Source organism: Rouxiella sp. T17 (genome assembly GCF_036663475.1).
Classification (GTDB): domain Bacteria; phylum Pseudomonadota; class Gammaproteobacteria; order Enterobacterales; family Enterobacteriaceae; genus Rouxiella.
In genome coordinates, this window is sequence record NZ_JAWUEA010000035.1 from 308,161 (window position 1) to 321,680 (window position 13,520).

The window sequence follows — 13,520 nt, forward strand, 5'->3', positions numbered from 1 at the left end:
CCACTATGGTGATAAATTCAACAAAAGAGTGGATTTTCAAACGAATTCTGAATAAAAAAACGGGCCCCGAGAGGCCCGCAATAATGTTTTATATCGTGAAGATTAGGCAACTGGCGTGTAGGCGGAAGCGTGTACGCCCACGGCACGGCCAGACGGATCGTTCATGTTTTTAAAGGATTCGTCCCACTCAACGGCCTTGGCCGAAGAACAGGCTACCGTTGGGCCACCAGGCACGCATTCTGCTGCGCTTGGTACCGGGAACAGCTCTTCAAAAATCGTGCGGTACAGGTAGCCTTCTTTGGAGGTTGGCGTGTTGTACGGGAAACGGAAATGCGCCGTTTCGAGCTGTTGGTCAGTGACCTGCTGCGCCGCGACCTCTTTTAAGGTGTCAATCCAGCTATAACCCACGCCGTCGGAGAACTGCTCTTTCTGGCGCCACGCCACGCTGTGCGGCAGGTAGGATTCAAAACATTCGCGCAGAACGTGTTTTTCCATTTTGCCGTTGCCACACATTTTATCTTTCGGGTTGATACGCATCGCCACGTCGAGGAATTTCTTGTCCAGGAACGGCACGCGTGCTTCAACGCCCCACGCCGACATCGCCTTGTTGGCGCGCGCACAGTCATACATATGCAGTGCCAGCAGTTTACGCACGGTTTCTTCGTGGAACTCCTGCTCGTTCGGCGCTTTATGGAAGTAGAGGTAGCCGCCAAACACTTCATCGGCACCTTCGCCAGACAGCACCATCTTGATGCCCATCGCCTTGATTTTACGCGACATCAAATACATCGGCGTTGACGCACGAATCGTGGTCACGTCATAGGTTTCGATGTGATAGATAACGTCACGGATAGCGTCGAGGCCTTCCTGCACGGTGAAATGAATTTCGTGGTGCACGGTGCCTAAATGGTCGGCAACCTGCTGCGCCGCCTTCAAGTCAGGGGATCCTTCAAGACCCACTGCAAATGAATGCAGCTGTGGCCACCAGGCTTCGCTCTGATCTTTATCTTCAATACGACGACCGGCAAATTTCTTGGTGATCGCAGAGATAATAGAAGAGTCCAAGCCGCCAGAGAGCAGCACGCCGTAAGGCACGTCTGACATCAGGTGCGTTTTTACCGACTCTTCCAGCGCTTCTTTCAGCTCGGCCTTATCGGTAACGTTATCTTTAACGTTGTCGAATTCGAACCAGTCACGCTGATAATATTCAACGATTTCGCCGTCTTTGCTCCACAGGTAGCTGCCCGCCGGGAACTCTTTAATGGTGCGGCAAACCGGAACCAGTGATTTCATTTCAGACGCGACATACAGGTTGCCGTGTTCGTCATGGCCCATGTACAGCGGGATAATGCCCATGTGGTCGCGGCCAATCAGGTAGGCATCTTTTTCCGTGTCATAAAGGATAAAGGCGAACATGCCGTAAAGTTCGTCGAGGAACGCCGGGCCTTTTTCCTGATACAGCGCCAGAATCACTTCGCAGTCAGATTCGGTCTGGAAAGCATAGCTCTCGCCCAGAGAAGCACGCAGCGCCTGATGGTTGTAGATTTCGCCGTTAACTGCCAGAACATGAGTATGTGCTTCGTTGTACAGAGGCTGCGCGCCGTTGTTGACGTCAACAATCGACAGACGCTCGTGACAAAGAATCGCTTTGTCGCCGGCATAAACGCCAGACCAGTCTGGACCACGGTGACGCATCAAGCGTGACAGCTCTAGCGCCTTTTTGCGCAGCTCGATGGAGTCAGTCTTGATATCGAGCACACCAAATATAGAACACATATAACTCTCCCTAACGGCTTTTCTCAGGCGGTGATGTTGTTATTCATAACCAGTTTTGGTTGAGCAGCGTTATCGCTTTGCACTTCTTTTTTGACGACTTCGCTGCGTCTCTGATATTGAAAATGCGTAAAAGCGCGAACCTTTGCAAGCGATTTAGTGATTGTCTGAAAAATAGTTGGTTGACCCCTCTCGTTTCTTAGCGGATTGTCAGTTTTAAAGGTGTAAAATTAGCGGATCGGCAAAAAAACGAGGTTTGGGTTCATGCGCGGGCATATTTTTGCCACAGTAAGTTAACAATCAGCAAACCGTGGCAGAAAAGTAAATTTTTAGGAGGTGGTTTCGAGTAGGCGTTGCAGCAACACGCCGTTAAGCATCGCGCGTTTCACCAGTGCAAAGGCGCCAATTGCCGAGCGATGGTTCAATTCTGAGGTGACGATCGGCAAATTACGGCGGAAATCCTTCAGTACCTGAGCATTGATGCAGCTTTGCAGGGCAGGGAGCAGCACTTTGTCGGCTTCTGTAATTTCACCGGCGATCACTACTTTTTGCGGATTAAACAGGTTAATCGCGATGGCGATGCTTTTGCCCAAATGACGGCCAACGTATTCAATCACTTCACAGGCAAGGCGATCGCCTTTATTGGCGGCCTTGCAAATAGCGCCAATCGAGCAATCATCGACCGTCAATTTGCTGTGATAGCCCTGCGTCAGTAGATTACGCACCCGATTTTCAATCGCCGAGTTGGCAGCAATCGTTTCAAGACAGCCAAAGTTGCCGCAGTGACAGCGTTCGCCGAGCGGATCAACCTGAATGTGACCGATTTCACCCACGTTGCCGTTACTGCCGAGAAAAATCTGGCCGTTGACCAAAATGCCTGCGCCCGTGCCGCGATGTAAACGAACCAAAATGGAGTCCTGACAGTCGCGCGTTGCACCGAAATAGTGCTCCGCCAGCGCCAGACTGCGAATATCGTGGCCGACAAAACAGGTGACGTTAAATTTTGTTTCGAGTACGTCGACCAAACGCCAGTTGTGAACGCTGATGTGCGGCATGTAGCGCACCACGCCTTTTAACGGATCGACCAAGCCGGGCAGAATCACCGAAATTGCAATCAGCTCGCGAATCTTGCGTTGATTTAATTCGATAAATTGGGTGATAGCTAGGCCAAGGGCGTTTTCCAGCGTCTCCTGCGTGCGTTCGGGTAGAGGATAATGCTGTTCGGAAAGGGCTTTGGCGCTGAGATCGTAAAGCGTGATGGTTGCGTCATTGCGGCCAAGGCGCACCGCAACGGTTTGAAACTGACGGGTTTCGGTGATAATTGAAATAGCGCGCCGACCGCCGGTCGAGGCCTGCTGATCCACTTCTTTTATCAGGCCGCGTTCCAGCAGTTGGCGGGAGATTTTGGTGACACTGGCGGGAGCAAGCTGGCTGAGTTCCGCAATTTGAATTCTTGAAATGGGACCCTGCTGATCAATCAGGCGATACACCGCCGCGCCGTTCAACTGTTTAACCAGATCAACATTACCGATTTGTGCCTGCCCGCCTGTGTTCATCACTCTCTCTCTGCTATTTATACCTCGTCGCCGTTGACGAGCGTTTTTGTTATTTTAAAGTCATGGGTAAACGCGGTCAGGTTAGCCACTTTTCCGGCTTCGATGCTGCCGAGCATCTTGTCGACGCCGATAGCGCGAGCCGGGTAGAGCGCGGCCATGCGCAACGCCTCATCCAGCGGGATCCCGACGTGTTCGACGCTGTTCTGCACGGCTTCTATCATAGTCAGCGCAGAACCGCTGAGGGTGCCGTTTTCGTCTACACACAGTCCATCGCGATAGTATATTGTTTTGCCAGCAAAAATGAACTGATCAATATCTGCACCGGCAGGCGCGGTGGCGTCGGTAACCAAAACCAGCTTATTACCCTTGAGTTTTTTGGCGTTGCGAATACTCGGCCAGGCGACGTGCAGACCGTCGGCGATAATGCCGGTATAGACGTCATCGGTGTCGAAAATCGCGCCCATCAAACCGGGCTGACGGCCGGAAATTGGCGGCATGGCGTTATAAAGGTGCGTGGCGAAGCTGATGCCCGCCGCAAAACCTTCGCGCGCCTGCTCGTAGCTGGAGTTTGAGTGACCCGCAGAAACGATGATTCCGGCGTCGCTGAGCTGGCGAATAAATTTGGCGTCGACCTGCTCGGGAGCCAGCGTCACCTTGCTGATAACATCGGCATTGGCGCAGATAAAATCAATCATTTCGGCATCGGGTTTACGGATAAACGCCGGATTATGCGTACCTTTTTTCTCGATGCTCAGATAAGGCCCTTCGAGATGCAGACCCAGCGCCTGATGTTGATACTTGTTCAAGTATTCGCGCATCACGGCAATGCCGTGCTTCATAAACGCATCACTGCTGGTGATAAGCGTCGGCAAATAGCTGGTACAGCCCGACTTTTCGTTGGCCGCCTGCATAATTTCCAGCGTTTCGACCGAGATAGCCTCAAGCGAATCGTTGAACTGCACGCCGCCACAGCCGTTAAGCTGGAGATCGATAAAGCCGGGGGCCAATATTGCGCCGTTCAGGCTGCGCGTTTCAATGCCGGCAGGCAGTTCTGCCAGCGGACAAACGCGCTCAATCAGGCCATCGGCGATGACCACGGCGTGATTGTCCAAAATATCGTGACCCGTATATACGCGGCAATCTATGTAAGCTGGCATTCCGTAATGCTCCCATCTAAAAATTTGCTAGAGAACTAAAATCACAGGCCCTTCATATTTTCCGCTTCGAGTTCGCGGAAGTATTTAACCGTTTTGACTTTTAATTCCATGGTGGAAGGCTCGTCACAAACCACAACGGCTTTTGCATGCAGTTGCAGACAGCTGATGGTCCACATGTGATTGATATTGCCTTCCACGGCGGCTTCCAGCGCCTGCGCTTTCGCGTGGCCGGTCACCAGAATCATCACTTCTTCGGCGTCCAGCAAGGTTCCAACGCCCACGGTCAGGGCAAATTTCGGCACCTGTGACACATCGTTGTCGAAGAAGCGCGAGTTGGCGATGCGGGTATCGTGGGTCAGCGTTTTAATGCGCGTACGCGATGCCAGAGAAGAAGCCGGTTCGTTAAAAGCAATGTGACCGTCGTTACCGACACCGCCCATAAATAAGTTTATTTTGCCGTAAGACTTAATTTTCGCCTCGTATTGACGGCACTCTTCGTCGACGTCTGCGGCATTACCATTCAACAGATTAATATTTTCTTTTTTAATATCAACGTGGTCGAAGAAATTTTTGTACATAAAGGTGTGATAGCTTTCAGGATGCGCCTGCGGCAAACCGACATATTCATCCATATTAAAGGTTACCACGTTTTCAAAGCTGACTTGGCCTGCTTTATGCATAGCTACCAGATGCTTATACGCTTCCATCGGCGTGCCGCCGGTAGGTAGGCCCAACACAAACGGGCGATCGGCAGTAGGGTTGAAGGCGTTGATGCGTTGAACAATATGACGCGCCGCCCATTTGCCGACGTCGACAGAAGAATTCAGGGGGATAAGTCTCATTACACACCTCTTAAGTTTTGAAAAACGAATTTTGAGAAAATAAGTCGATTTTTTCCGTTGCTTAAAGCAACAGAAGAGTTAATTTTGCTGGCGATGGGCGCGCTTTGACTTTACAGCCGAGCCATTAACACCGATGATCGGCACCAGACCGCCTAGATTTTTTTGATGATAAAATAAGTTTTGGTCGATGACCAGTATTATGGCCTGTTAACCCACCTTTTTGGTGATAATAATCACAAATTAGGGGGTTTTAATTTGCGATACGAATTAAATTTTTTAAACTGCGCGGTAGACGGTGCATTTTGCGGGATTTCGCCAAAGAAAAGCCGGATTCTTGCAGTTTTTACATTAAGCAGTAACACATTCCAATTAAACTGTTTTGGTGATTCGCCAGTGGGCGAATAGGGGGAAAAGTTGAGTATACTTAGCTACTTGCAGAAAATAGGCCGCGCCTTGATGGTGCCGGTTGCCACACTACCCGCCGCCGCGATCTTAATGGGCGTAGGGTATTGGATTGACCCGATTGGCTGGGGCGGCGACAACGCGCTGGCCGCGCTGTTTATCAAGTCAGGATCGGCGATTATCGAAAATATGGCCGTGCTCTTCGCGATAGGCGTGGCGTACGGGATGTCAAAAGATAAAGATGGCGCCGCCGCGCTGACAGGTTTCGTTGGTTTTCTGGTGCTGACCACGCTGTGTTCCCCCGCTGCCGTTTCGATGATTCAGAAAATCCCGGTTGCCAACGTGCCCGCCGCGTTTGGCAAAATCAACAACCAGTTTGTCGGTATTCTGGTCGGTATTATTTCTGCAGAGCTGTATAACCGCTTTAGCCACGTCGAGCTGCCGAAGGCGCTGTCATTCTTCAGCGGCCGTCGTCTGGTGCCTATTATGACCTCGTTCGTGATGATTGGTGTCGCCTTCATCATGATGTACATCTGGCCGTTGATCTTTAACGGACTGGTTAATTTCGGCGAACATATTCAACACCTCGGCTCGGTCGGCGCGGGCATTTACGCCTTCTTCAACCGCTTGCTTATTCCGGTCGGCTTGCACCACGCGCTCAACTCGGTGTTCTGGTTTGACGTCGCGGGCATCAACGATATTCCCAACTTCCTTGGCGGTCAGGAATCTATCGCCTCAGGTAAAGCCATTCCCGGTATTACCGGCCGTTATCAGGCGGGCTTCTTCCCGATCATGATGTTTGGCCTGCCGGGCGCTGCGCTGGCGATTTATCACTGCGCGCGTCCTGAAAATCGCGCCAAGGTCGGCGGTATCATGCTGGCGGCGGCCTTTGCCTCCTTCTTTACCGGCATCACCGAACCGCTGGAATTCTCCTTCATGTTCGTTGCACCGGTGCTTTATGTGATCCACGCGTTGCTGACCGGCGTATCAGTATTTATCGCCGCCAGCATGCACTGGATTGCCGGCTTCGGTTTCAGCGCGGGTCTGGTGGATATGGTGCTGTCAACGCGTAACCCGCTGGCAACACACTGGTACATGCTGATTCCACAGGGCATCGTCTTCTTCTTCATCTATTACGTAGTGTTCCGTTTCACTATCAAGAAATTCAACCTGTTAACCCCGGGTCGCGAGCTGGCCGTTGCCGGTGATGAAAGCGACGGTTACGACGTTAATGTCGAACGCAAGGGCGGTAACAAGGCGGATGAAACGGCGGCGCTGGCACGTCAATATATTGGCGCGATTGGTGGCTCGGAAAACCTGACCGGCATCGACGCCTGTATCACCCGTCTGCGTCTGAACGTGAAAGATTCGTCGCTGGTCAACGATGCGCTGGCAAAACGTCTGGGCGCGTCGGGCGTGATTCGTCTTAACAAGCAGAGCGTGCAGGTTATCGTCGGAACGCGTGCCGAAATCATTGCCGGTGCAATGCGCAACGTGCTGACCGGCGGCGCCGTTGCGGCCTCCGCGATGCCCGCTGCCTCTGCGCCAGCTTATGAAGCGAAGCCACAGGCCGTGCCGAACACGCCGAAAACCGTGCTCGAAACGCTGATTTCGCCGATCACCGGTGACGTAGTCGCGCTGGATCAGGTTCCTGACGAAGCTTTCGCCAGCGGCGCGGTAGGTGAAGGTCTGGCTATTCGTCCGACCGGCAAAACCGTGGTCTCTCCGGCCAATGGCGTGGTGGTTAAAATCTTTAACACCAATCACGCATTCTGTCTGGAAACCGACGCCGGTGCCGAAGTGGTGGTTCACATCGGTTTGGATACTGTCGCGCTTAACGGTCAGGGCTTTACCCGACTGGTTGAAGAGGGCGCAACGGTACGCGCAGGCGAACCTGTGCTCGAGCTGGATCTGAACTATCTGAACGCCAACGCGCGCTCAATGATTAGCCCGGTTGTCGTGAGCAACATGGAAGATTTCTCCGGATTGGCGCTGGTGGCCGGTGAGAAGGTCGTCGCGGGCGAAACGCGTCTGTTCGAGATCCAGTCGAAATAATCTTTTATTCGCTATTTAATTCGCCATAAGTAGAACGGGAAGAGCGCAATCTCTTCCCGTTTTTTATTATAAAATTCAAAATTGCCACTTAAGGGTTGTGTCGAAGCGAAGCTTGTATGAACATATGCGGTTAGTCTTTCGAGCTTTCGTTCGCGTAGAGGAATTGAACAATGAGTGAGGCTGAAGCCCGCCCAACAAATTTTATCCGTCAGATTATCGATGAAGATCTGGCATCCGGAAAACACGCGTCTGTAGTGACCCGTTTTCCCCCTGAGCCAAATGGTTATTTGCACATTGGCCACGCAAAATCGATCTGCCTGAACTTTGGCATCGCACAAGACTATCAGGGCCAATGCAACCTGCGCTTTGACGACACCAACCCGGTTAAAGAAGACATCGAGTTTGTCGAGTCGATCAAGAAAGACGTGCAGTGGCTCGGCTTCGAATGGAGCGGAAAGGTTCATTACTCTTCCGATTACTTCGACCAGCTGCATCACTACGCGGTTGAACTGATCCAGAAAGGCCTGGCCTATGTCGACGAACTGTCGCCGGATCAAATCCGCGAATACCGTGGCAACCTGACCGCGCCGGGTAAAAACAGCCCGTTCCGCGACCGTACGGTTGAAGAGAACCTCGCGCTGTTCGAGAAAATGCGTAACGGCGAATTTGCCGAAGGCACCGCTTGCCTGCGCGCCAAAATCGACATGGCATCGCCGTTCTTCGTGATGCGTGACCCGGTGCTGTATCGCATCAAGTTCGCCGATCACCACCAGACCGGCACCAAGTGGTGCATCTATCCGATGTACGATTTCACCCACTGCATTTCCGATGCGCTGGAAGGGATCACCCACTCGCTGTGTACGCTGGAGTTCCAGGACAACCGCCGTCTGTATGACTGGGTATTGGATAACATCACCATTCCTTGTCATCCGCGTCAGTACGAATTCTCTCGTCTGAATCTCGAATACGCCATCATGTCCAAGCGCAAGCTGAACCTGCTGGTGACCGAGAATATCGTTGAAGGCTGGGATGACCCGCGCATGCCAACGGTTTCAGGCCTGCGTCGTCGTGGTTACACCGCCGGTTCCATCCGCGAGTTCTGCCGTCGTATCGGCGTGACCAAGCAGGATAACAACGTTGAAATGGCGGCGCTGGAATCTTGTATCCGTGACGATCTCAACGAGAACGCTCCGCGCGCGATGGCCGTGATTAACCCGGTAAAAGTCGTTATCGAAAACTTTGCTGGCGACGCCGTGCAGTGGGTGTCGATGCCGAACCATCCGAGCAAGCCGGAAATGGGGACGCGCGACGTGCCGTTTACCGCCGAAATCTTTATTGATCAGGCCGATTTCCGCGAAGAAGCCAACAAGCAGTACAAGCGTTTGGTGCTGGGCAAAGAAGTTCGCCTGCGTAACGCGTACGTAATCAAGGCTGAGCGCATCGAAAAAGACGCAGAAGGCAATGTTACTACCATCTTCTGTAGCTATGACGTTGATACGCTAAGCAAAGATCCTGCCGATGGCCGCAAGGTAAAAGGCGTGATCCACTGGGTTTCTGCGACAGAAGGCAAGCCAGCCGAATTCCGCCTGTACGATCGTCTGTTCAGCGTGGCAAATCCGGCGCAGGCCGAAGACTTCCTAACCACCATCAACCCAGAGTCGCTGGTAATTGCCCAAGGCTTCGTTGAACCAAGCCTGGCTTCAGCCGAAATTGGTGTGAGCCTGCAGTTCGAGCGCGAAGGTTATTTCTGCGCCGACAGCACTTACTCCAGCGCCGAGCATTTGGTGTTTAACCGCACCGTTGGCCTGCGTGATAACTGGGAAAGCAAGCCCGCGGTGTAATGCCTGTTGGTGATTTACCCAATGAAAAATGCAGCCTTTGCGGGCTGCATTTTTTTTGGCTATCGCGAAGCAAAAGTTTGCCGTTATGAAGGAGAGGACAGATCGCAGGCAAAAAAAAACCGCTTTTCAGCGGTCATTTTGTATTCATAAGCCGTTATTCTTCATAACCGCTCTGGCGCCGGCTATTAGCCTTTGCCGTGCACAGAATCATCTTCCAGACAGTTGCCGTCTTCGCAGTGACCGTAAAGATAAAGGCTGTGGTTGGTTAATTTAATGCCGTGGCGTTTGGCAATCTCACGCTGACGTGCTTCGATATATTCGTCGCGGAATTCAATAACACGACCGCAATCGAGGCAGATAAGGTGGTCATGGTGATGCTGTTGGGTCAGTTCAAATACTGACTTGCCGCCTTCAAAGTTGTGGCGGGTAACAATGCCGGCATCGTCAAACTGGTTAAGCACGCGGTAAACCGTGGCCAGACCAATCTCTTCGCCCATGTCGATAAGTTCTTTGTACAAATCTTCCGCGCTGACGTGGTGACCTGCCGGGGCTTGCAACACTTCCAGGATTTTAAGACGCGGAAGCGTGACTTTTAAGCCGGCTTTCTTCAGTGCGGTGTTGTTGTCAGTCATGCGGATTTAGTCCTGTCACTATGCTAATCACGTTAATGAAAACGGTGGGCTGTTAATAACCATCATTCTGATCCAAAGGTTTTAAGCAGACCCGAAGGTATAAAGCAAGACCAAAGGTTTTAAACCCAATGCGGGCAGAACGATAAAACAGATACAGTTAGTGTACCTTGATCGGGCTGAAATTTACAATTTTGAAGCTCTTAAATTGTTAATTTCAGTGATAGTTTGGCCCTTTAACGAATAACCTCAACGTTTCAGGGCCTTAGCCTTTGTGTGGGATTAACCGATAATCTCGGCAAGGCTTAATTCTTCGGAAATTTGCTTAACCCAGGCGTCAACGCGTTCGTTGGTCAGCTCGGGTTGACGGTCTTCGTCGATAGCCAAACCGATGAAATGGGTCTCATCCGCCATGCCTTTCGACGCTTCGTAGCCGTAACCTTCGGTTGACCAGTGACCGACGATCACCGCGCCGCGAGGTTCGATGATGTCACGCACGGTGCCCATCGCGTCACAGAAGTATTCCGCGTAGTCTTCCTGATCGCCACAGCCGAATACGGCTACCAGCTTACCTTCGAAATCTATCTCTTCCAGCGTCGGGAAAAAGTCGTCCCAGTCACACTGTGCTTCACCGTAGTACCAAGTTGGGATGCCGAGCAGCAAAATATCGTATTTTTCCAGATCTTCTTTACTGCTTTTGGCGATGTCCTGAATGTCAGCCACATCTTTACCCAACTGCTTCTGGATCATTTTTGCGATGTTTTCGGTGTTTCCGGTGTCGGAACCAAAGAAGATACCTACAACTGCCATAAGCTTATCTAACCTCTTGTTCTTTAATGGACTCGGTGAGTCAATGTGTTCGTTTGCAGCGTGAATCAACGACGCCTGGAATTTATTACCTAAAAATCATAGCCCAATAGTTTATAGGGCAACGCGCTAAAGCGTTATCGCCTTTGTGTGTTCCGTTACGCGTTTTTTAATTAGGAGAGCAGTCAAAAGGCAATGTCGAGATTTTTTCGGGCGGACAGCTTTACCTTTCAGGTAACTAACCCAACCGGTAAGCAACAGAAAGAGAGCAACGGCGGGTAATCACGAGCATTACCCGCCCGAATCAGTCGTGCGAAGACGCGCTTTCCTGATTGTTCAGATGAGATAGCAACATCTGTTCAATCAGCTCGCTACGGCTGATATTTTGCTGTTCCGCCAGCTTGTTAAGCGCATCGACAGCTTCGGCATTGATTTTCAGCTCTACGCGACGCAAACCGTTGTTTTTGTCACGGCGAAGCTGATTACGCTTGTTAATCCGAAGCTGTTCATCGCGAGATAGCGGATTTGTTTTTGGACGTCCCGGACGGCGATCGTCTGCGAACAGATCAAGCGTCGTACGATCCAGTTGTTCTTTTGCCATAGGTAGCGGTACAACTAGGGAAGTTACATCGGAAACGGCGCAAGCCCTTTCAGATGAGATGGTTACACATTTCGGGTTAACAAACCCTAACCCAATTTACCTCCAACGCCTGAGAAAAACGGCCTCGGCGCAGGGGCAAAATTACAGCGCGCAATCATACCCTAGCGTATATCCCTCCACAACGCCTAACTACCTTGAATATTAGCTAAGTTATTAGGATTCGCCGTTTTTATGCACAGACTTGTGCACATGAGAGTAAATATTCGTCGCTCAGGCCACTTTTGCTAAAAAAGCATGGGTCGTTAAACCATTTAGTCGATGAAACGATGAATCGCGCGCAGCACCGCGTCGGGCTTTTCGGCGTGTACCCAATGTCCGCTTCCGGCAATAACGTGCGCACGGGCGAGCGGGAACTGACGTGCAATGGCGTCGCGATGGCTATCCTGCACGTAATCCGAGAGTTCACCGCGAATAAACAGCGCCGGATGCGGCCAGGCGGGCACCTCTTGCCAACCAATAATATTGGCATATTCGGCCTGCAAGGCGGACACGTTAAAACGCCATTCGCCCTGCTGGAACGATTTCAGCAGAAACTGAATGACGCCATCTTCCAGCCGCTTTCCTTTATAGAGATAGGCCTGCATAAACTGCGTGGCGCCTGCGCGGTCTTTAATTCCCGCCTCGGTCACGGCATTGAGCGCGGCAAAAATCTCGTCGTGACGGCGAATCTGGTAATCCACGGGCGACATATCTATCGCCACCAGCTTGGCGACGCGCTCTGGCGCCACGGCGGTCAATGCCATCGCGGCTTTAGCGCCCATCGAATGGCCTATCACCAGCGCTTTTTCGATACCGGCGTCGTCGAGCGTGTCGCGCAGATCTTCGGCCATCGCCTGATAATTCATCACGGACGAGCGCGCTGAAAGCCCGTGATTACGCAAATCTACCTGAAGCACACTATGCTGTTGTTTCAGGTCGCGTGCCAAAATGCCGAGATTGTCCAGCGTGCCAAACAGGCCGTGGATTAATAGTACAGGTAATGTCTGATTTTCAGACGATTCGGCGGGTTGCAGTCGATAATGTAATTTCATGGCAGAGTCCGTACAGACATTTATTACAGGTAAGATTCTCATTAGGTTATCATGAGTTACGGAAGATTTTCCGAGTGGGATATAGGGTTTATTCTGCTTTTTGAATATTGAGGTGATTAGCCTTTTTGTTTGCGCAGTTTAATTTGTATAATCCTTTGAATAAATTAAGTAGAAAAACAGTACTGGATAAAGATGAAAACGATTGAGGTTGATGAAGAGCTTTACCGCTATATCGCAAGCCACACGCAGCATATCGGTGAAAGTGCATCAGACATTTTACGGCGGATGCTGAAATTTACTGCCGGCCAGGAAGTGCAGCCGACGCCTGTTGTGGCCAGCGCTGCGCACGAAGAAAAGCCTGCGGCAGCCTCTGCGACCCCGCCTGTCGTCACAGCCAATACGCCTCGTGAACGCGTCCGCGCCATGCGTGAATTAATGCTTTCCGACGAATACGCCGAGCAAACTAAAGCGGTTAACCGTTTTATGCTGATCCTCACCACGTTATATACGCTCAATCCTAAAGAATTTGCCGTAGCGACCGAATCACTTACCGGCCGCACGCGTACCTATTTTGCCGGCGACCAGCAAACGTTGCTGCAAAACGGTATCCACACCAAGCCAAAGCACGTACCAGGAACACCTTATTGGGTCATTACCAATACCAACACGGACCGTAAACGCGGCATGATCGAGCACATCATGCAATTGATGCAGTTCCCAGTCGAACTGATTGATAAAGTTTGCGGAACCCTTTAATTCAGCATTA

Annotated in this window: 11 protein-coding genes; 3 read left to right on the plus strand and 8 right to left on the minus strand. The window is 51.5% G+C overall.

The window, feature by feature from the left end; all coding sequences use genetic code 11:
• Positions 1-102 precede the first annotated feature (102 nt).
• From asnB to nagB, 4 genes are all read right to left on the minus strand, one after another.
• Positions 103-1,776, minus strand: a complete 1,674-nt coding sequence (gene asnB / locus SC206_RS14845) for an asparagine synthase B (protein WP_332738189.1) — start codon at positions 1,774-1,776, stop codon at positions 103-105.
• Between the two features lie 326 nt (positions 1,777-2,102).
• Positions 2,103-3,329, minus strand: coding sequence for a DNA-binding transcriptional regulator NagC (gene nagC / locus SC206_RS14850; protein WP_332738190.1), 1,227 nt, complete (start codon positions 3,327-3,329; stop codon positions 2,103-2,105).
• Positions 3,330-3,346: 17 nt separating this feature from the next.
• Positions 3,347-4,486: an N-acetylglucosamine-6-phosphate deacetylase gene (nagA, locus tag SC206_RS14855; RefSeq protein WP_332738191.1), complete on the minus strand. Its 1,140-nt coding sequence runs from the start codon at positions 4,484-4,486 to the stop codon at positions 3,347-3,349.
• Between the two features lie 41 nt (positions 4,487-4,527).
• The gene (gene nagB, locus SC206_RS14860) at positions 4,528-5,328 is read right to left on the minus strand and encodes a glucosamine-6-phosphate deaminase (RefSeq protein WP_332738192.1); all 801 of its coding nucleotides are present in this window, start codon (positions 5,326-5,328) and stop codon (positions 4,528-4,530) included.
• A gap of 414 nt (positions 5,329-5,742) precedes the next feature.
• Here nagB and nagE point away from each other — a divergent pair, with 414 nt between their 5' ends.
• Positions 5,743-7,785 (plus strand): N-acetylglucosamine-specific PTS transporter subunit IIBC, encoded by a 2,043-nt coding sequence (nagE, locus tag SC206_RS14865; protein ID WP_332738193.1) that lies wholly within the window; start codon positions 5,743-5,745, stop codon positions 7,783-7,785.
• A 170-nt stretch (positions 7,786-7,955) separates the two neighbouring features.
• Positions 7,956-9,626: a glutamine--tRNA ligase gene (glnS, locus tag SC206_RS14870; RefSeq protein ID WP_332738194.1), complete on the plus strand. Its 1,671-nt coding sequence runs from the start codon at positions 7,956-7,958 to the stop codon at positions 9,624-9,626.
• A gap of 185 nt (positions 9,627-9,811) precedes the next feature.
• Here glnS and fur read toward each other — a convergent pair whose 3' ends face one another.
• From fur to ybfF, 4 genes are all read right to left on the minus strand, one after another.
• Positions 9,812-10,258 carry a ferric iron uptake transcriptional regulator gene (gene fur / locus SC206_RS14875; RefSeq protein WP_332738195.1) on the minus strand — a complete coding sequence of 149 codons (447 nt, stop codon included), beginning with the start codon at positions 10,256-10,258 and terminating at the stop codon, positions 9,812-9,814.
• Between the two features lie 279 nt (positions 10,259-10,537).
• Positions 10,538-11,065, minus strand: coding sequence for a flavodoxin FldA (fldA, locus tag SC206_RS14880; RefSeq protein WP_332738196.1), 528 nt, complete (start codon positions 11,063-11,065; stop codon positions 10,538-10,540).
• A 301-nt stretch (positions 11,066-11,366) separates the two neighbouring features.
• Positions 11,367-11,663, minus strand: coding sequence for a LexA regulated protein (ybfE, locus tag SC206_RS14885; RefSeq protein ID WP_332738197.1), 297 nt, complete (start codon positions 11,661-11,663; stop codon positions 11,367-11,369).
• Positions 11,664-11,974: 311 nt separating this feature from the next.
• Positions 11,975-12,754 carry an esterase gene (gene ybfF / locus SC206_RS14890; protein ID WP_332738198.1) on the minus strand — a complete coding sequence of 260 codons (780 nt, stop codon included), beginning with the start codon at positions 12,752-12,754 and terminating at the stop codon, positions 11,975-11,977.
• Positions 12,755-12,946: 192 nt separating this feature from the next.
• Here ybfF and seqA point away from each other — a divergent pair, with 192 nt between their 5' ends.
• Positions 12,947-13,510: a replication initiation negative regulator SeqA gene (gene seqA, locus SC206_RS14895; RefSeq protein ID WP_332738199.1), complete on the plus strand. Its 564-nt coding sequence runs from the start codon at positions 12,947-12,949 to the stop codon at positions 13,508-13,510.
• The last annotated feature ends 10 nt before the right edge of the window (positions 13,511-13,520 follow it).

What these genes read in the sequence shown, in the direction of transcription:
- ybfF (WP_332738198.1), bottom strand. Translation starts at nt 12,754, where the DNA reads ATGAAATTACATTATCGACTGCAACCCGCCGAATCGTCTGAAAATCAG.
- asnB (WP_332738189.1), bottom strand. Translation starts at nt 1,776, where the DNA reads ATGTGTTCTATATTTGGTGTGCTCGATATCAAGACTGACTCCATCGAG.
- glnS (WP_332738194.1), top strand. Translation starts at nt 7,956, where the DNA reads ATGAGTGAGGCTGAAGCCCGCCCAACAAATTTTATCCGTCAGATTATC.
- fldA (WP_332738196.1), bottom strand. Translation starts at nt 11,065, where the DNA reads ATGGCAGTTGTAGGTATCTTCTTTGGTTCCGACACCGGAAACACCGAA.
- seqA (WP_332738199.1), top strand. Translation starts at nt 12,947, where the DNA reads ATGAAAACGATTGAGGTTGATGAAGAGCTTTACCGCTATATCGCAAGC.
- ybfE (WP_332738197.1), bottom strand. Translation starts at nt 11,663, where the DNA reads ATGGCAAAAGAACAACTGGATCGTACGACGCTTGATCTGTTCGCAGAC.
- nagA (WP_332738191.1), bottom strand. Translation starts at nt 4,486, where the DNA reads ATGCCAGCTTACATAGATTGCCGCGTATATACGGGTCACGATATTTTG.
- nagC (WP_332738190.1), bottom strand. Translation starts at nt 3,329, where the DNA reads ATGAACACAGGCGGGCAGGCACAAATCGGTAATGTTGATCTGGTTAAA.
- fur (WP_332738195.1), bottom strand. Translation starts at nt 10,258, where the DNA reads ATGACTGACAACAACACCGCACTGAAGAAAGCCGGCTTAAAAGTCACG.
- nagB (WP_332738192.1), bottom strand. Translation starts at nt 5,328, where the DNA reads ATGAGACTTATCCCCCTGAATTCTTCTGTCGACGTCGGCAAATGGGCG.